This is a genomic window from Rahnella victoriana, from assembly GCF_004330295.1.
GTDB classification, from domain to species: Bacteria; Pseudomonadota; Gammaproteobacteria; order Enterobacterales; family Enterobacteriaceae; genus Rahnella; species Rahnella victoriana.
The window spans coordinates 53246-71533 of sequence record NZ_SJOJ01000023.1 but is presented as its reverse complement, the minus strand read 5'-3'; the positions used below and the strand labels follow the sequence as shown (position 1 = coordinate 71533).

General features: G+C 54.7%; 15 protein-coding genes. 6 read left to right on the top strand and 9 right to left on the bottom strand.

Translation table 11 applies throughout. The annotated features are described in order from the left end of the window. Positions 1-13 precede the first annotated feature (13 nt). The 5 genes from ubiE to katE form a co-directional block, all read right to left on the bottom strand. Complete coding sequence (gene ubiE, locus EYY67_RS18420) at positions 14-769, bottom strand: bifunctional demethylmenaquinone methyltransferase/2-methoxy-6-polyprenyl-1,4-benzoquinol methylase UbiE (protein ID WP_095924266.1); 756 nt, start codon at positions 767-769, stop codon at positions 14-16. Positions 770-912: 143 nt separating this feature from the next. Then, positions 913-2454 (bottom strand): DNA recombination protein RmuC, encoded by a 1542-nt coding sequence (rmuC, locus tag EYY67_RS18415; protein ID WP_095924265.1) that lies wholly within the window; start codon positions 2452-2454, stop codon positions 913-915. A gap of 157 nt (positions 2455-2611) precedes the next feature. Next, positions 2612-3139 carry a DedA family protein gene (locus tag EYY67_RS18410; protein WP_095925253.1) on the bottom strand — a complete coding sequence of 176 codons (528 nt, stop codon included), beginning with the start codon at positions 3137-3139 and terminating at the stop codon, positions 2612-2614. Between the two features lie 282 nt (positions 3140-3421). After that, complete coding sequence (gene udp / locus EYY67_RS18405; protein ID WP_095924264.1) at positions 3422-4183, bottom strand: uridine phosphorylase; 762 nt, start codon at positions 4181-4183, stop codon at positions 3422-3424. Positions 4184-4412: 229 nt separating this feature from the next. Then, positions 4413-6695 (bottom strand): catalase HPII, encoded by a 2283-nt coding sequence (katE, locus tag EYY67_RS18400; protein ID WP_415838653.1) that lies wholly within the window; start codon positions 6693-6695, stop codon positions 4413-4415. A gap of 173 nt (positions 6696-6868) precedes the next feature. Here katE and EYY67_RS18395 point away from each other — a divergent pair, with 173 nt between their 5' ends. Next, positions 6869-7696, top strand: coding sequence for a dienelactone hydrolase family protein (locus tag EYY67_RS18395; protein WP_131694083.1), 828 nt, complete (start codon positions 6869-6871; stop codon positions 7694-7696). 86 nt (positions 7697-7782) lie between these two features. Here EYY67_RS18395 and fsa read toward each other — a convergent pair whose 3' ends face one another. Both fsa and ptsP read right to left on the bottom strand, forming a co-directional pair. After that, positions 7783-8445 carry a fructose-6-phosphate aldolase gene (gene fsa, locus EYY67_RS18390; RefSeq protein WP_119825640.1) on the bottom strand — a complete coding sequence of 221 codons (663 nt, stop codon included), beginning with the start codon at positions 8443-8445 and terminating at the stop codon, positions 7783-7785. 11 nt (positions 8446-8456) lie between these two features. Then, complete coding sequence (ptsP, locus tag EYY67_RS18385; protein WP_131694082.1) at positions 8457-10961, bottom strand: phosphoenolpyruvate--protein phosphotransferase; 2505 nt, start codon at positions 10959-10961, stop codon at positions 8457-8459. Between the two features lie 351 nt (positions 10962-11312). Between ptsP and EYY67_RS18380 the strand changes: the two genes are divergently transcribed. The 5 genes from EYY67_RS18380 to EYY67_RS18360 are packed head-to-tail and all read left to right on the top strand — an operon-like array spanning position 11313 to position 16287. Then, the gene (locus tag EYY67_RS18380) at positions 11313-12392 is read left to right on the top strand and encodes a PTS fructose transporter subunit EIIC (protein WP_095924260.1); all 1080 of its coding nucleotides are present in this window, start codon (positions 11313-11315) and stop codon (positions 12390-12392) included. 30 nt (positions 12393-12422) lie between these two features. After that, complete coding sequence (locus EYY67_RS18375) at positions 12423-12752, top strand: PTS fructose-like transporter subunit IIB (protein WP_095924259.1); 330 nt, start codon at positions 12423-12425, stop codon at positions 12750-12752. A 16-nt stretch (positions 12753-12768) separates the two neighbouring features. After that, positions 12769-15066 (top strand): formate C-acetyltransferase, encoded by a 2298-nt coding sequence (locus tag EYY67_RS18370; RefSeq protein ID WP_131694081.1) that lies wholly within the window; start codon positions 12769-12771, stop codon positions 15064-15066. Next, positions 15032-15919, top strand: coding sequence for a [formate-C-acetyltransferase]-activating enzyme (locus EYY67_RS18365; RefSeq protein WP_131694080.1), 888 nt, complete (start codon positions 15032-15034; stop codon positions 15917-15919). The genes EYY67_RS18370 and EYY67_RS18365 overlap by 35 nt, the downstream gene beginning before the upstream one ends. 23 nt (positions 15920-15942) lie before the next feature. Further along, the gene (locus EYY67_RS18360) at positions 15943-16287 is read left to right on the top strand and encodes a PTS fructose-like transporter subunit IIB (protein ID WP_095924256.1); all 345 of its coding nucleotides are present in this window, start codon (positions 15943-15945) and stop codon (positions 16285-16287) included. Between the two features lie 3 nt (positions 16288-16290). On the opposite strand, the gene EYY67_RS18355 is transcribed toward EYY67_RS18360, so the two are convergent. Continuing rightward, complete coding sequence (locus tag EYY67_RS18355) at positions 16291-17154, bottom strand: helix-turn-helix domain-containing protein (RefSeq protein WP_131694079.1); 864 nt, start codon at positions 17152-17154, stop codon at positions 16291-16293. Between the two features lie 144 nt (positions 17155-17298). Further along, complete coding sequence (budC, locus tag EYY67_RS18350) at positions 17299-18063, bottom strand: meso-2,3-butanediol dehydrogenase (protein WP_131694078.1); 765 nt, start codon at positions 18061-18063, stop codon at positions 17299-17301. Positions 18064-18288 lie beyond the last annotated feature (225 nt).

Genomic DNA, 18288 nt, shown 5'->3' with positions numbered 1-18288 from the left:
CGGCATACTCATATCAGAATTTGAAACCCCGATGTAAAGCCACAATGCCGCCGGTCAGATTGTGATACGTCACATTTTCAAAACCCGCATCCGCCATCATGCCTTTCAGCGTTTCCTGATCCGGATGCATACGGATTGATTCGGCCAGATAACGGTAACTTTCTGCGTCCTGCGCAACCAGTTCACCAATACGCGGCAGAATGTGGAAGGAATAGGTGTCGTAGGCTTTGCTCAGCGGTTTCAGAACAGGTTTGGAGAATTCCAGTACCAGCAGACGGCCGCCTGGCTTGAGCACACGGAACATCGAACGCAGCGCCTTCTCTTTTTCAGTCACGTTACGCAGACCGAAAGAAATGGTGATGCAGTCAAAATAGTTATCAGGGAAAGGCAGGGCTTCGGCGTTTGCCTGAACGTAGCTGACATTACCCACGATGCCGAGATTACGCAGCTTCTCGCGGCCCATCTTCAGCATGGAATCGTTGATATCCGCCAGAACGACTTCGCCTTTCTCACCCACCAGACGGGAGAATTTTGCGGTCAGATCGCCTGTACCACCGGCCAGATCGAGCACACGTTGTCCCTGACGGACGCCGCTGCAATCAATCGTGAAGCGTTTCCAGATGCGATGAATACCGAAAGACATCAGGTCATTCATCAAATCGTATTTTGCGGCCACGGAATGGAAGACTTCTGCCACCATTTCCTGTTTTTCATCTTTGGCTACTGTACGAAAACCAAAATGGGTGGTTTCCGGCGTCTGCTTTTCCATTTTATATGCCTGCTTTTTCAGTCGAACTCTTGGGGAGAAGTGTATCAGAACCCGCTCGAAAGCCCCATCACCGATGGTGATTCAACATATTGCAAAGATTCATATGTTGAATCACAAATACAGTGCGGGTCTTCCCCGACCGGCTATGCCTGGCCAGCAGAATTAAACTCACCCGGGTTCAGCGTCTGTTCTTCTTCCGCATCAGAGGTATCGGGCAGAGATGCGGTGTCTTCAGGTTCGTTTTCCGCTTTCGCAATCTCAGCCAGTGACGGGCTGATCGGTCGTTTAACTTCAACACCCAGTGCGCGGAAACTTTCCACCTGCCCGATAAGATTACCACGGCCTTGCGAGAGTTTATTCATCGCGGATCGATAACTTCCCTGCGCTTTGTCGAGACTTTGCCCCATCGACTCCATGTCATCGACAAACAACCGCAGTTTGTCATACAAACGGGCAGCGCGATCGGCAATACGTTTGGCATTCTGGCTCTGATGTTCGTAGCGCCACAGGTTGCTGATAGTGCGTAACGCCACCAGTAAGGTCGTCGGGCTGACCAGCATAATATTGTGGCGGAGTGCTTCGCTGATCAATTCGGGCTCCCGGTCGATTGCCAGCAGAAAAGCAGGCTCAACAGGGATAAACATCAGCACATAATCGAGGCTGCGCAGGCCGGGAAGTTGCTGATAGTCTTTACGCCCCAGCAGACGGATATGACCGCGCACCGACGCAATGTGTTCATTGAGCGCCGCTTCGCGCTCGCTGTCGTCTTCACTGTTGAAATAGCGTTCGTAGGCGACCAGCGTCATTTTGGCGTCGATCACCACGTCTTTATTCTGCGGTAATCTCACCACCACATCGGGTTGCATCCGGCTGTTGCTGTCTACCTGCACGCTGACCTGCGTCTGATATTCATACCCTTCCCGCAAACCGGACGCTTCCAGGACGCGGCTGAGCACCACCTCGCCCCAGTTACCCTGCGTTTTATTGTCGCCTTTCAGGGCCTTGGTCAGGTTGACGGCTTCACGCGCCATCTCCACATTCAGCTGTTGCAGATTACGGATTTCGTGCGCCAGCGTATGCCGCTCACGGGCCTCCTGTCCGAAGCTGTCCTGCACCTGACGGCGGAACCCGTCGAGTTGCTCGCGCAGCGGCAGCAGTAATTTATCGAGGCTTTGTTTGTTCTGTTCGTCGGCACGGCGGCCATTTTGCTCGAAAATCCGGTTAGCCAGATTTTCAAACTGGCTGCTCAGGCGCTGTTCGCTGTTGATCAGCAAACGTTGTTTATCTTCAGCGGCCATGCGGGTTTCATCCAGACGGGTGGAAACCTCACGTAATTCTGCTTCCTGCGCGCTGTTGATTTCCCGCTGCGCACGGAGTTCCTGATTCAGTTGCTCACACTCGTTTTGCCAGTGCGCCAGCAGCTGTAATTTTTCCTGACTGGCGGCCTGCAGGCTGTGCAACTTTCTGAGCTCCAGCTCTGCCTCGCGCATTTGCTGCTGAGCCAGTTGCCGCTCATTTTTATGCGTGTCATTTTCCGCTTTGGCTTGTTCCAGCGATTGCTCCAGCAAACGATGCTGCGTTTCATACTCCGTCTGCTGTTGCTGTAGTCGCAAACTTGCGATCAGCCAGCCCACCAGTAAGCCCGTTAACCCCGCCCCCAGGGCTGTCAGAATGCTGATATCCACGCGATTTCCCTCTTAAAGTCTCTTGCGGCCAAGGTAATGTCATGCTGTATGGATGTCCAGTCTATTTTCTGTTGCATTGAGCCTTTGCGAGACGTCTTCCAAAAGGGAATTTCTTTGCCGTTACCCTCTTGCCGCGGTCAGCCACAGGGAGCAGGATTCAAAACCAGCGGCTCAGCCACTGAATGCCGAAAGCACCGGGTGCCAGAATGCCAAACGCCCAGATCAGCGCAGAGGTGACATTGGCAATCTGGAAATATTTCTGTGGCATACCACAGATACCGGCCACCAGCGGCACAACGGCGCGCAGCGGACCGAAGAAACGGCCGATAAACGCTCCCGGCATGCCCCATTTTTCAAAGAATGCATGTCCGCGAACCAACATCTGCGGATGGCGGGAGAAAGGCCAGAAGTGACCCACGCGATCCTGATAATGTGCGCCCACCCAGTAGGAAAGCCAGTCACCGAAGAAAGCCCCCGCAGCGGCGGCGGCACAGACGGGCCAGAAAGGAATGCCGGTTTCGCCAATCAGCGCACCCAGCCCTAATAAGATAAACGTCGCAGGAAGCAACAGGGAAAGAAATGCCAGAGACTCACCAAAAGCCAGAAAGAAAACGATGGGTGCAGCCCACACCTGATGCGCACGGATAAAGGTCGTGGTGTACTCAAGAAGGTCATGAACAGTCAAAAATACAGTTCCTTTTGTCAGGGATACGAAGCCGGAATGCATCAATTATTCCAGATGTATTACTAACATGACCTTAACAGATCTGCTTAACAGGACAAAAAAATGGGCCGCCAGCGGCAGCCCATCACTATGATGTAGTTTCTTTATAATCCGATCCTTTCCCTAAATCATTCGAGTTGCAGGAAGACGGCAACCGAACGAATCCCGATGAGCTGACATTAGTCAGTGATTCGGGTTCGCGAGCGCAGCCAACGCACCTGCGGCTCGAAGGATGACGGGAAATCAGATAAGTCGGCGAGCCGCTTCTACAACAATTTTCACCGCATGGCTTTCAGTCTTCTTCATGGTTTCCGCATTAGGGATCTCCTGCTGCGTACGGTTCACGATGACACCGGCCACCATCCCGGCGCGCAGGCCCTGGCTTGCACACATGGTCAGCAAGGTTGCAGATTCCATTTCGTAGTTCATGACGCCCATTTCCTGCCACTCTTTCATCGATTCTTTGAAGCGACGGACAACGCGGCCGGAGAAGGTGTCATAACGTTCCTGACCCGGATAGAAGGTGTCAGAAGAGGCGGTAACGCCAATATGAGTGGCAGCGCCCACGGCTTCAGCCGCAGCAACCAGCGCGGTGGTACAGGCAAAATCGGCCACGGCCGGGAATTCCATCGGCGCAAAGTGCAGGCTCGCGCCATCAAGGCGAACGGCAGCAGTTGTCACCAGAACGTCGCCCACATTGATGTGTGGCTGGATCGCCCCTGTGGTACCGACACGCAGGAAGGTACGGATCCCCAGCTGAGCCAGTTCTTCCACCGCGATAGAGGTTGAAGGGCCACCAATACCGGTTGAGCAAACAATCACAGATTTGCCATCAAGCTCAGCACGCCATGAGGTAAATTCGCGGTGGGAAGCCAGACGAACCGGATTTTCCATCAGTTTGGCAATTTTTTCCACGCGCTCAGGATCGCCGGGCACAATCGCCAGCGTCGCGCCGTTTAAATCTTTTTTGGCCAGGCCAAGGTGGAAAACTTCAGGCTGAGACATAACAAACTCCTCTGTGTGTAAGGTCATTTATTGGCAGGAGGAACACCCGGCAACTGTACTGAACATTGTGACGTTATTTCGTGACGACCGTCACTATGATGTAACAACAAGAATTGCGCATACATTTAATTTGTGACAAGCATCACAAATTAACAGGCGATTGCGGAAAGAATAAACAGGCAACCTCCTTTGCGAAGGTTGCCTGTTTTTCAGTTAACGCGGAACACAATCAGGCAGGGACGGCTTCTGCCGCCGCGCTGCGCGACCAGATCCGGTGTTTATGCATGTCTTCGAGGAAGGTTTTCAGCAATGCGCCTTCGGCTTTTTCGCCTTCGACAACGCCTTCTTCCGGCACATCATCCGTCAGCCCAAGAAGTGATTTGAAACGGCGAGCATCACCACTTAACCCGATGACTTTCAGGTGCTTATAGGCCTCAAGCAGATAATGCCGCGCATCGCCGTTCATCAGTAACGCATCGATATGCCCGTGCGGAACAATGACGGCATCGACGGAAATGGAAGGCGCACCGGCAAAGGTGGCATCAACCGGCAAGGATGATCCGTCATCGGCCGTCACATTCCCCATATGACTGCCAAGCAGTTTCGGATGCACACCGGCAGCCTGAAGCGCCTGCAAGATTTCCAGAACATCTGCTGCATTCACGCCTTCACCCAGCAATATCGCCACCTGACGCCCTTTGATCGTGCCTTTACCGCTGGCATACAGGCTCAGCGACGGATCGTTTTTCAGGCCATTCACGGGCTTAGGTGGTTTGATTTTCAGGGTATCGGCCGACAACGTAATACCCAGATTTTTCGCCACTTTCTGCGCCAGTTCCTGATCAACATGCGCCAGCAGATCCACAACCCGCTCGCGGATATAAGGTCGCACGACTTTTGACAGTTCAAAGGAGAAGGCGCCGACAATATGATCCTGCTCCGTCGTGGTCTGACTCAGCCAGAACAGACGCGGGTGGGCGTAATACTCGGCAAAAGACGGGCTGCGCTGGCGGATTTTCTCTGCATCCACCCGTTCCGGATAGCTTTCAAAGCCGCCGCCGGACGCTGCGGGAGGCGTTTCCCTCGGCCAGTTATTGTTGATGGAGTTCGGCTCATAGTTCGCCGGATTAGTATCCACATCCTGCCGGTGCATGCCGTCACGCTGGAAGTTGTGGTAAGGGCAGGTCGGACGGTTAATCGGAATTTCATGGAAATTCGGCCCGCCCAGACGGCTGATTTGCGTATCCGTGTAAGAGAACAGACGCCCCTGTAACAGCGGATCATTGGTGAAATCAATGCCGGGCACGATATGCCCCGGATGGAATGCGGCCTGCTCAGTTTCGGCAAAGAAATTATCGGGATTACGGTTAAGCACCATTTTGCCAATCAACTCCACCGGCACCAGTTTTTCCGGGATCAGCTTGGTCGGGTCGAGCAGGTCGAAATCAAATTTGAACTCGTCTTCTTCGGGGATCAGCTGAACCCCCAGTTCGTATTCCGGGTAATCCCCCGCTTCGATGGCTTCCCACAAATCACGGCGGTGAAAATCGGCATCCTTCCCGGCCAGTTTCTGGGCCTCATCCCATAACAGCGAGGCTTTTCCGGCCACCGGTTTCCAGTGGAAGCGGACAAACGTGGCTTTTCCTTCAGCATTCACGAAGCGGAACGTATGGATACCAAACCCTTCCATTGTGCGGTAACTGCGCGGAATGCCGCGGTCAGACATTGCCCAGAAAATGTTATGCAAGGTTTCCGGTTGCAGGGAAACGTAATCCCATAAGGAATCATGCGCACTCGCGCCCTGCGGAATTTCGTTGTGCGGCTCGGGTTTGACCGCATGCACAAAGTCCGGGAATTTATGCGCATCCTGAATAAAGAACACTGGCGTGTTGTTGCCCACCAGATCATAAATCCCTTCATCCGTGTAAAATTTGGTCGCCCAGCCGCGGATATCACGGACGGTATCTGCCGAACCACGGGAGCCTTGTACGGTAGAAAAGCGCACAAAGACCGGCGTTTTCTTTTCGGGATCGGAAAGGAAACTGGCTTTGGTCACGTCTTTCATATTGCGGTATGGCTGGAAGTAGCCATGTGCCGCTGCGCCGCGCGCATGAACGATACGCTCAGGAATGCGTTCGTGGTCAAAGTGGGTAATTTTCTCGCGCAGAATGAAATCTTCGAGCAGTGTCGGGCCACGGCTTCCGGCTTTCAGCGAATTTTGATCATCAGAAATTTTGGTGCCCTGATTGGTGGTCAGCGGCTGTTTTTCACCGTTTTTACGATGACGTTCCAGAGCATCAAGTTTGGCATTGGTATTTTTCGGACTTTTGGCACTGCCGGAAGCCGTGGGCTCTTTTCCCGGCGGCGTCGGCTGAGGCGAAGGCTGATAAGCGCGATCATCGGGCGCCAGATCGCCAAGCCCTGGTTGTGAAGACTCAATGCCCGTGGCGGGGGCGCGGCTTACCGGTTTTGGCTCACTTTTCTTGTTCACTTTTGATGGTGATTTTGACATTGGACATAACTCCTCAGACAAAGGTTTGGGTGTTCTTTCACTCTTCCATGACAGTTTTCCTGATTAACGTTTAACTATAGAACATCTCTTGTGCCTTGCTGTTCATGCTTTCCGGCTATAGTTTTAATCCATAGCAACAAATTTTCGTATGGACACTTGCCTGGAGACCCCCGATGAAAAAAGAAGAATTGCTTACCCTGAAACAGGCTCCGACCAGCTTTGCCCCTGCCGTCACTCCCGTCGCCAGCACCACGATCCACACGGATACCGACGGGTTGCACGCAGGCCAGACCACCATTCCCTCACAGGGCGAAGATATGCCCGCTTATCTCGCCCGTCCGGAACAGTTCACCGGTAAATTGCCGATCATTCTGGTGGTGCAGGAAATTTTTGGCGTACACGAACATATTCAGGACATTTGCCGTCGTCTGGCAAAACAGGGCTATATGGCCATCGCACCCGAGCTGTATTTCCGTCAGGGCGACCCGCGTGATTACACCGAAATCAGCGAACTGTTTGCCAAACTGGTCAGCAAGGTGCCGGATCAGCAGGTACTTTCCGATCTCGACCACACCGCGCATTGGGCCTCCCAGCACGGCGGGGATATTTCCAAATTAGGCATCACCGGTTTCTGCTGGGGCGGGCGAATTACCTGGCTTTATGCGGCGCATAATCCGCAGCTGAAAGCGGGCGTGGCGTGGTACGGCAAACTGGTCGGCGACAAAACGCTGACCAGCCCGTCGAATCCGGTAGACCGCGCGGCGGCGCTGGATGCCCCGGTGCTGGGTTTGTATGGCGCGGAAGATTCCAGCATTCCGCCGGATACCATTGAAACGATGCGGCAAGCCATCCGGGCCGCCAATGCCACGGCAGAAATCGTGGTCTATCCCGAAGCGGGCCACGCCTTTAATGCTGATTACCGCGCAAGCTATCATGCCGAAGCGGCCACCGATGGCTGGCAACGGATGCTGGCATTCTTTGCTCAGTACGGTGTGAAATAAAAAGTCCGCGTGAAATCATTTAAAGCGTGAAAAACGACAAAGCCCGACAGGTTTTCCTGCCGGGCTTTTTATCGCAATGACATCCGTTACAACGACAGTTGCCCGAAAGCCCCCTGCCAGTCCTGCTCAAATTGATCGACTGCCGCCTGCACGGCGGGCGCGCTGATAAATTGCTCCGCCACATCCACCGGAAGAGTCACGGACTGACACCCCGCCAGCAGACAAGCCAGCACCTGACGCGGCGTTTTAAAGCTGGCCGCCAGCACTTTGGCATGCGGCGCATGAAGCGTCAGTAATTGCTGAAGCTCCGTCACCATTGCAATGCCGTCACCGCCCTGGGCATCCACCCGGTTGACATAAGGCGCAACATATTCAGCCCCCGCCAGCGCCGACAGCAATCCCTGCCCCGCGCCATACACTGCCGTGCCCAGCGTCGGGATTTTGCGGGTACGCAGAATCTTAATCGCCGCCAGCCCCGCTGGCGTCACCGGCACTTTCACCACCAGCCCCGGCACGCGGGAATGCAGCAATTCGGCTTCTTCCACGATCTGCTCCGTCTGGTTGGCCAGCACCTGAGCAAATAGTTTGCCTTCACCGCCCAGCGCATCACGCAGGGCTGGCAACACTTCCCACAATGAGGTGCCCGCTTTGGCAACAATGCTCGGGTTGGTGGTCACGCCCTGCAACGGCAAAATACGTGATAAATGTTTCACTGCGCTGATATCCGCAGTATCCAGATAAAGTTCCATACCCTCTCCTGTCAGAGTTCCAGTTCTTGTTTCAGCAGCGTTTCTATTTGTGCTGCGGTGGTCGAATGCATCAGTGCATCGCGGAAACTGTCATGCATGATCCGCCGCGCCAGCTTTGAGAAAATCCGCATATGCTGGTCGCCCGCGGCGTGTTTATTCAGGGTCAGCATGATGACAAATTGCGCCTCTTCATCGCCCCATTGCACCGGTTGCGGTAATTTCGCCACGCTGATGGTCGATTGCTCAATGTGTTCCGATTTGGTGTGCGGAATGGCAAAACCAAATCCCAGCCCGGTGGAAAATACCGCTTCACGCGCCCAGACATCGGCGGCGAGCTTGCGCGGATAGCGGCATCGCCCGGCCAGCATCAGGTTATCAACCATGCCTTTAATCACTTCTTCCTTGCTGCGCCAGTCGGCATTCAGCGCCACGCATTCGGCGGTGATCAGCGGCGCGTCGTTAACAGTCATCCGGAACTGCGCCAGCAGGTGTTCCACTTCCAGCGAGGTACGGCATTGCATCGCGCGGTTGAGCAGCAGACGGCACTCGCGGCTGTCGAGCTTTGCCAGACGCGCTTTGGTGACCGGCACGGACGGCGCACTCATGCTGATTTCATCCAGCCCCAGCCCGACCAGCAGCGGTAACACCGAGCCTTTCGCCCCCAGCTCGCCACATAAGCCAATCCATTTCCCGTGACGATGCACTTCACGCACGACGTGATCCAGCCCGCGCAGAAATGCCGGATTCAGGCTGTTGTAATGGCGGGTCACTTTGGCGTTATCACGGTCAACCGCCAGCAGATACTGCGTCAGGTCATTACTGCCGATGCTAAAGAAATCAATCTCTTCGCAGCACTGATCAATGATGAACATCACCGACGGCACTTCCAGCATGATCCCCAGCTGAATTTTTTCATCAAACGGGATCTGCTCACCGCGCAGCGACTGTTTGGCTTCCGCCAGCTGATCTTTCACCCATAAAATCTCTTCCATGGAGGAGATCATCGGGATCATGATTTTCAGCGGTCCGTGTGCCGACGCACGCAGAATTGAACGCAACTGGGTGCGGAATAACGGCAGGAATTCCTGATAGATACGCACGGCGCGATAGCCGAGGAACGGGTTATTTTCGGCAGGGATATTCAGATAATGAACCGGTTTATCGCCGCCGATATCCATGGTGCGGATAATAATGGTTTTACCCCTGGCGGCTTCCGTTGCCTGACAGTAAATGTTGTACAGTTCATCTTCGGAAGGCGCACTGACGCGATCCATATAAAGCATTTCAGTACGGAACAGCCCGACGGCTTCCGCGCCGTTGGCAAAGGCCGCGCTGGCCTCCACCGAATGCGCGATATTGGCCGCCACTTCCAGCCGCACGCCATCGGCGGTGTAGCCGGGTTTCTCAAGGTATTCGCTCTGCTGCTCACGCAAAGCCTGATGTACCGCCTGTTCCTGACGGTAATAACGGCGCACCGGTTCCCTGAGCGCGCAGGCAATCAGCCCCAGATCGCCGTCGATCTGCACTTCCTGCTGCAAATACGGCTGCAATGGCCGGGGATCGACCCCCACCAGCGCGGGAATATTAAACGATCGGGCGAGGATCACCGTATGCGAGGTACTCCCCCCGCTGCCGAGCAACAACCCTTTCAGGTGTTTTTTATCCAGTTCGAGAAACTGGCTCGGCGTCAGTTCATCGGCCAGACAAATGCTGGCTTCGCTCAGTGCCTGCTGCGAAGGGAAGCGCGCTTCGCCATAGATATGCTGCAACAGCTGGAAGCTGACATCACGAATATCCAGTTCACGTTCACGCAAGTAGGCACTGGAGGATTGTGCGAGTTGCGCACTGAAATACGCGGCGGTCTCCACAATGCTTTGCGCACAGCTTTGGCCTTGCGCCACGCGGTTCAGCAGAGCCTCACGCAGGCTGTTATCACGCAGCAGGGAACGGTGCGCTTCCAGCACGGCGGTGATCGTGCCGCTGCCCGCCATCAGTTGTAAATCAAGGGATTTTTCCAGCGCGGCCAGCCCGCCGGCCAGCAAACCCTGCTCTTTATCGTTGCCCTGAGATTCAGGCAAACCGGTGAGTGCGGCGAGATCCACACTGGACAGGCTGACCAGTTTCCCCACGGCACAGCCTTCGCTGACGGAGCGGGCACGGAAAAGGAGAGGAGAAAGATGCGCCAGAGATTCAGGAAGCGGCTCAAGTCCGGCGGTTTCATCCAGTTCAGGCAGGGCTTCATCGCAATGAGGAAGCTGATGTTCAATAAAATGCGCCAGTGCCGCATGTGCGGCCTCTTCATCATGTCCTTCAATCGTCACATGACATTCATCGTCCAGCAGAATATCGGCACCAATCAGCGACAGCACACTTTTGCCATCGGCAATGCGGTCTGACCGCGCATTGTGCCACTGAAAGGTTGACCCGAAGCCGTTACACAACGTCTCGATATGACTGGCCGGTCGGGCATGAACCCCATTAACCAGCATGCAGGTGAAGCTCAACTTCTTGGTCATTTCTGAATCCTCATCCCAAATTCCGGTGTAATGCACCGGCTACTTGCAGAATAAGAGTCAGACGGATCCGCTGGCTACCAGACAAAAATGACAAACACTGGATAAATGTAATGTCTGTTGTTTTTTGCGAGCCAGCTCACACGCCACCAGGGGGCAGAAACCTCGCACTGTTTCAGGTTATTTGAACCTGCTCGCATTTTTGTTCGGACATTACAAAAGTCCAGTAAAACACAATTTTGTCCACTATTAGCGCCCCCGGCAGCAGCCTATTGTTGAGGTCGATAGCCTTTCTGTATCCGGGGCTTTTTTCGAAAGATATTCCGTTCTTTTCGCCCGACACCGGAGCTCATCATGAAAGACCTGCTCAATATTCTAAAAAATACCCGCCAGCATCTGATGACCGGCGTGTCCCATATGATCCCTTTCGTGGTCGCGGGCGGCATTCTGCTGGCTGTGTCCGTGATGCTGTATGGCAAAGGTGCCGTGCCGGATGCCGCCACCGATCCGAACCTGAAAAAGCTGTTTGATATCGGCGTCGCCGGTTTAACCCTGATGGTGCCTTTTCTGGCGGCGTACATCGGTTATTCCATCTCTGACCGGTCCGCGCTGGCGCCTTCGGCGATCGGTGCCTGGGTCGGCGCTTCCTTTGGCGCAGGCTTCTTCGGCGCCATTATCGCCGGTCTGCTGGGTGGGATTATTGTGTTCTACCTTAAAAAGATCCGTGTGCCGAAGATCCTGCGTTCCGTGATGCCGATCTTCGTGATCCCGATCATCGGCACCCTGCTGACGGCGGGGATCATGATGTGGGGGCTGGGTGAGCCTGTCGGGTTGCTGACGGCTTCCCTGACTCACTGGCTGCAAGGCATGCAACAAGGCAGCATCATTGTGCTCGCCATTATCATGGGGCTGATGCTGGCGTTCGACATGGGCGGACCGGTCAATAAAGTCGCCTACGCCTTCATGCTGATCTGCGTGGCGCAGGGCGTGTATACGGTGGTCGCGATTGCTGCGGTGGCGATTGCCACCCCGCCGCTCGGGCTGGGTTTCGCGACGCTGATTGGCCGCAAATATTATTCCACTGAAGAACGTGAAGCAGGCAAAGCCGCGATGTTAATGGGCTGCGTCGGCGTCACCGAAGGGGCCATTCCTTTCGCTGCCGCCGACCCGCTGCGGGTCATTCCTTCCATCATGATGGGCTCTGCCTGTGCAGCGGTCACCGCCGCGCTGGTGGGGGCGCAATGCTACGCCGGTTGGGGCGGTCTGATTGTGCTGCCGGTTGTGCAGGGAAAACTGGGGTATATCGGCGCGCTGCTGGTTGGCATGGTTGTCACCGCACTGTGCGTCAACACACTGAAATATCTGGCCGCCAAAAAGCAGTCGGCGAAAACACGTCAGGAATCTGACCTTGATCTGGACTTCGAAATTAACTGATTTCTCTGCCAAAAATAGAAGGAAAACATCATGACTCACATTATTGCTGTGACTGCCTGCCCGTCCGGTGTTGCCCACACGTATATGGCCGCTGAAGCCATTGAACGCGCCGCAAAAGCCAAAGGCTGGGAATGCAAAGTGGAAACGCAGGGTTCAATCGGTCTGGAAAACGAACTGACGCCGGAAGATGTGGCGGCCGCAGATATCGTGATCCTGACCAAAGATATCGGCATCAAACAGGAAGAACGCTTTAAAGGCAAAGTGACGGTGCGCGTCGCCATCAGCGATGCCGTAAAACGTGCGGATGCCATCATGGAAAAAATTGAGGCGCACCTCGCCAAAGCCGCCGTCACGGATTGATCACAAGGAGAACAAGATGACTTCCCGTACCGAACGTCTGAAAGCCGCACTTTTCGCCAGCCCGCGTGAAATCTCGCTGGAACGTGCCCTGCTGTATACCGAAAGCCACCGCCGCACCGAAGGCGAACCCACGCTTTTACGGCGCGCGAAAGCCACGGCCTACATTCTGGATAACGTGGAAATTGCCCTGCGGGATGATGAACTGATTGCCGGTAACCGCACGGTCAAACCGCGTGCGGGAATAGTCTCTCCTGAAATGGATCCCTACTGGCTGCTGAAAGAACTGGATGGGTTTGCCACCCGTGCGCAGGATCGCTTCTCGATTTCGGCGCAGGATAAACAGATTTACCGCCAGCAACTTTTCCCTTACTGGGAATCGCGTTCGATGAAGGATTTCATCAACAGCCAGATGCCGGAAGAGGTGAAAGCCGCCACCCAAACGCAGATATTCAGCATCAACCAGACTGACAAAGGCCAGGGGCATATCATTATTGATTATCCACGGCTGCTGAATACCGGTCTGGATAATCTGGTGGCGGAGCTTGTGCAACACGTTGAACAGGCACCGGACAATGCGTTTTATCAGTCAGCTCTGATTTTGCTGCAGGCGGCGCAGCGGCATATTTTACGCTACGCCACGCTGGCAGAATCGCTGGCGGAAACTTGTCAGGACGACACCAGAAAACAGGAACTGGCGCGTATTGCCGGGGTTTCACGCCAGATTTCCGCTCACAAACCGCAGGATTTCTATCAGGCCTGTCAGCTGTTCTGGTACATGAACATCATTTTGCAATACGAATCCAACGCCAGTTCTTTGTCGCTCGGCCGTTTCGATCAGTACATGCTGCCCTTCTATCAGCATTCCCTTTCACATGGCGAATCACCGGCATTCCTGAAAGAGTTACTGGAAAGCCTGTGGGTGAAATGCAACGACATCGTGCTGCTGCGCTCGACCGCCAGCGCGCGTTATTTCGCCGGATTCCCGACCGGCTACACCATTTTACTCGGTGGCCTGACTGATACCGGCCGCAGCGCCGTCAATGTGCTGTCGTTTTTATGTCTGGATGCTTATCAGAATATTTGCCTGCCACAGCCCAATCTGGGCGTGCGGGTCAATGAACTGATCGACCGTCCGTTCCTGCTGAAAACCGCCGAAACCATCCGGCTCGGCACCGGCATTCCGCAGATATTTAATGATGAAGTGGTGGTTCCGGCGTTTCTCAATCGCGGCGTGCGTCTTGAGGATGCGCGCGATTATGCCGTGGTCGGTTGCGTCGAGCTGTCGATCCCCGGAAAAACCTACGGGCTGCACGATATTGCCATGTTTAACCTGCTGAAAGTCATGGAACTGACGCTGCATGAAAACGAAGGCCACGCGGCGATCACCTATCCGGAACTGGTGGAACATATCCGGCAGAAAATCAGCCATTACGTCAGGCTGATGGCGCAGGGCAGCAATATCTGCGATATCGGCCACCGCGACTGGGCGCCGGTTCCGCTGCTGTCTTCTTTCATCGACGGCTGTCTGGACAGCGGGCGCGACATCACCGCAGGCGGCGCGCGTTACAACTTTTCCGGCGTGCAGGGGATTGGCATCGCCAACCTCAGTGATTCCCTGCATGCGCTGAAAGGCATGGTGTTTGATCAGCAACGCCTGACCTTTGATGAGCTGCTGGCTTCACTGAAAGAAAATTTCGCCAGCGAGGAAGGTCGCGCCATCCGCGCCCGTCTGATTAACCGCTTTGAAAAATACGGCAATGACATTGATGAGGTTGATCTGATCAGTGCCGATTTACTGCGGTTTTATTGCAAGGAAGTCGAGCAGTACCGCAACCCGCGCGGTGGTCAGTTCACACCGGGGTCTTATACGGTTTCCGCACACGTGCCGCTGGGTGCGGTGGTCGGCGCAACGCCGGACGGTCGTTATGCCGGTGAGCAACTGGCGGACGGCGGCCTTTCGCCGATGCTGGGACAGGATCATCAGGGGCCGACAGCGGTGCTTAAATCCGTCAGCAAACTCGACAATATGCTGCTCTCCAACGGCACGCTGCTGAATGTAAAATTCACACCCTCCACGCTCGAAGGTCAGCAGGGGCTGAATAAACTGGCCGATTTTCTCGGCGCGTTCACCCGCCTGAAGTTGCAACATGTGCAGTTCAATGTGGTGAATGCCGAACAGCTTCGCGAAGCGCAAAAACGACCGCAGGATTTCGCGGGGCTGGTCGTCAGGGTGGCAGGATACAGCGCGTTCTTTGTGGAGCTGTCAAAGGAGATTCAGGATGACATCATTGGCCGCACCGCGCATCAGCTCTGAGTTGCGCATTCCGGTAATCAATGCGCCGGAAAGACAGGGACGTATTTTCAATATCCAGCGTTTTTCCCTCAACGATGGTCAGGGTATCCGTACCCTGGTGTTCTTCAAAGGCTGCCCGCACCGCTGTCCGTGGTGCGCCAACCCTGAATCCATGTCGCCACGCATTCAGATCATCAAACGTCAGGCAAAATGTCTGAACTGCCGCACCTGTCTGCAGGATCCCAGCGAATGCCCGAGTGGTGCGATGGAATACGTCGGCGAAGACATCCCGCAGTCCGCTTTAATGACGCGACTGCTGAAAGATGACGTGTTTTTCCGCTCATCGGGCGGCGGAGTGACGCTTTCCGGCGGCGAAGTGCTGATGCAACACGCGTTTGCCGGTGAGTTGCTGAAAGCGTTGCAGAATTTAGGTATTCATACAGCAATCGAAACGGCGGGCGATGCACCGCAGGATCACCTGCTGTCGCTCACCGATCACTGCGATCAGGTACTGTATGACTTTAAAATCATGGATCCCGCTCAGGCGAGATCCGTGCTCAATATGAACCAGCCACGGGTGCTGGAAAACTTCACGGCACTGGCTCAACGCGGCGTTAAACTGCTGCCCCGCTTACCGCTGATCCCCGGTTTCACCCTGACGCTGGAAAATATGCGACACATTCTCGATTTCCTTAAGCCCTTCAACTTACATGAAATCCATCTGCTACCCTTCCATAAATACGGTGAAGCGAAATACCCGTTACTGGATAAAACGTATTCAATGCACAAAATCCCTGTGCCGGATGCCGCAACTATTGCACCGTTTCAGGCGATGGCCGAAAAATACGGTTATAACGTGACACTCGGTGGATAAATTTTTTAATCAGGGGAAATGATATGTCGCTCAAACTGGTTGCCGTGACTGCCTGTATCAGCGGTGTGGCGCATACGTATATGGCGGCAGAAAAGCTGGAAAAACTGTGCCAGCACGAAAAATGGCAGGTGAAAGTCGAAACGCAGGGTGCGCTGGGCGTGGAAAATGCGCTGTCGGAAAGTGATATTGCTCAGGCGGATCTTGTTCTGCTGATCACCGAAATCCAGCTGGAAAACAGCGGGCGGTTTACGCATAGCCGCTGTGTTCAAACCGGCATTCAGCCATTTTTGCGCACACCGGAAAAAGTGATGGCGGCCGTTAGAAAAATCGCCACCTCGCCGCAGGGCACAAAAATCGTGTTGTCTTAACGGCTACGGCTCAATATTTTCAAGCTGACTGCGGTACTGCCGACGGTACTCCGAAGGAGAACGCTCGGTACTTTTCCTGAACTGGCGGCAAAAATAGTTGCTGTCGACAAATCCGCAGGCATGCGCCACTTCCCTGACCTTCATGTCATAGCCTTTCAGCAAATTCTTCGCCTGCTCAAGTCGCACATAATTCAGGTATTCGTTCAGCCCGATACCGCCGCTTTTCTGGAACAAATGCGACAGATAATTCGGTGAAATATAGAAGGCTTGAGCAACAGAATCCCGGGTCAGCGGCTCGCGATAATGTTCCTCAATATGCTGGCGGATAGCCTCAAACAGCGCCTGACTGCGTGACGCGGTTTGTACGGAAGAACTGAACAAATCCAGCGCGTGGCTGAGTAAGCCTTTCACCAGAAACTGCGCCGTCGCCTGATCGCTGTGGTGCCAGGCCAGTTCATTTAGCGCCTGCAACATAAACGCCCCGACCCGGGGGCCGCGTCTGGCGACATTGCCTTTTTCGCTGGCGGTGAACTGCGCACCATCCCAGTTAAGCAGGCTGAAACCCAGCTGTTGCTTGCCAAATAACAGGCTCAGCGTCCGCACCGGTTTTTCCCACTGCGGACTGTTCCAGCCTTTTGCGGGAACGAACAACACATCGCCCGCCCGCAGCCGGGTGGGCTGATTATTCCCCTGCTCATCTTCCCAGTTCATCCGCTGCTCACCGTCGAGGATCAGTTCCAGTCGCGGGAAATCCACCTGATAAGCCAGTTCCGGCACAGGATGCTGAGCACCGGCAAAATACACCTGTCGGATACCGGCCGGATGTTCAAGTACCGGAGACAAAAGGGGAAAAAGAGAAGCAGTCATCGTCACGCCACCTGTCAGCAGAATATTTCTATGATAACCAACCTGCGCCGGAGACTGAAAAGGAAGTCGCAAATTTGCGGGAGGGAATGGAAAATCCGGCGCGCCGGAGAAGTGACGCGCCGGTAAACACCCCGTTTCAGGGGATTACGCCTGCGGAGGCTGGCCGTTAGAGGAAGAAAGACCGCCATCCACCGGCAGGTTTACCCCGGTAACAAAACGGGCGTCATGACTGGCGAGAAAGGCAATTACATCGGCAATTTCTTCCGGCTCTGCGCCACGCCCCAGCGGGATGCGTTCGGCAAATTTTGCCAGCAGCGGCTTATTGTCTTTAATGTCTGCCGCCATATCGGTGAACGTCAGCGACGGGCACACCGCGTTAACGCGCACGCCGTCCTTACCGTGATCCATGGCGATGGCGCGGGTAAAGTTGGTCACGCCGCCCTTGGCCGCATTGTAAAAACTCATGCCCCAGTCGCCGCCCATGCCGGACACCGAGGAGATATTGACGATATTGCCTTTGCTTTTAATCAGCGCGGGCATGAAAAAGCGCGTGCAGTAGAAAACACCGCTGAGATCGATACCCATGATTTTCTGCCAGTCATCGAGGCTGGCCTCTGTCACTTTGCCCTGCACCACGACGCCCGCGCCGTTCACCAGCACATCAACGCGGCCGAATTTATCCTCAATCACTTCTGCCATACGCTCCACATCTTGCGGGTTCGAAACATCCGCCAGATGAATGTAATACTGCGTACTGCTTAAGGTTTTGGCGACTTTCTCCAGCTTTTCTTTTGTCCGGCCGACCAGCACCACAATGGCTCCTTCCGACGAAAAACGCCGTGCCGAGGCAGCGCCCATGCCCGAACCTGCACCGGTCACGACCACCACTTTATCTTTAAATCGGTTCATATTTTCTCTCCCTGTCTGATGAGGCTTAAGATTGCGAAACCTGTCTTAAGCCTAGCGGAGAACCGCGCCGCGCGTGGAAGCCGGCCGGAGATAAGAACAGCAACCGCGCCACAGCCACCGCTGGACGCGGGCTGAAAGAGACGTAACAAAGTGCGAATGAGAACAATAAAAAAGGGGCACCGGAGTACCCCAAACGTGTCAGCAACAACACAACGTCATTTTACT

Excerpts from the sequence above, each read along its gene's own strand:
- ubiE (WP_095924266.1), bottom strand. The coding sequence starts at position 769 with ATGGAAAAGCAGACGCCGGAAACCACCCATTTTGGTTTTCGTACAGTA.
- udp (WP_095924264.1), bottom strand. The coding sequence starts at position 4,183 with ATGTCTCAGCCTGAAGTTTTCCACCTTGGCCTGGCCAAAAAAGATTTA.
- katE (WP_415838653.1), bottom strand. The coding sequence starts at position 6,695 with ATGTCAAAATCACCATCAAAAGTGAACAAGAAAAGTGAGCCAAAACCG.
- EYY67_RS18395 (WP_131694083.1), top strand. The coding sequence starts at position 6,869 with ATGAAAAAAGAAGAATTGCTTACCCTGAAACAGGCTCCGACCAGCTTT.
- fsa (WP_119825640.1), bottom strand. The coding sequence starts at position 8,445 with ATGGAACTTTATCTGGATACTGCGGATATCAGCGCAGTGAAACATTTA.
- ptsP (WP_131694082.1), bottom strand. The coding sequence starts at position 10,961 with ATGACCAAGAAGTTGAGCTTCACCTGCATGCTGGTTAATGGGGTTCAT.
- EYY67_RS18380 (WP_095924260.1), top strand. The coding sequence starts at position 11,313 with ATGAAAGACCTGCTCAATATTCTAAAAAATACCCGCCAGCATCTGATG.
- EYY67_RS18375 (WP_095924259.1), top strand. The coding sequence starts at position 12,423 with ATGACTCACATTATTGCTGTGACTGCCTGCCCGTCCGGTGTTGCCCAC.
- EYY67_RS18370 (WP_131694081.1), top strand. The coding sequence starts at position 12,769 with ATGACTTCCCGTACCGAACGTCTGAAAGCCGCACTTTTCGCCAGCCCG.
- EYY67_RS18365 (WP_131694080.1), top strand. The coding sequence starts at position 15,032 with ATGACATCATTGGCCGCACCGCGCATCAGCTCTGAGTTGCGCATTCCG.
- EYY67_RS18360 (WP_095924256.1), top strand. The coding sequence starts at position 15,943 with ATGTCGCTCAAACTGGTTGCCGTGACTGCCTGTATCAGCGGTGTGGCG.
- EYY67_RS18355 (WP_131694079.1), bottom strand. The coding sequence starts at position 17,154 with ATGACTGCTTCTCTTTTTCCCCTTTTGTCTCCGGTACTTGAACATCCG.
- budC (WP_131694078.1), bottom strand. The coding sequence starts at position 18,063 with ATGAACCGATTTAAAGATAAAGTGGTGGTCGTGACCGGTGCAGGTTCG.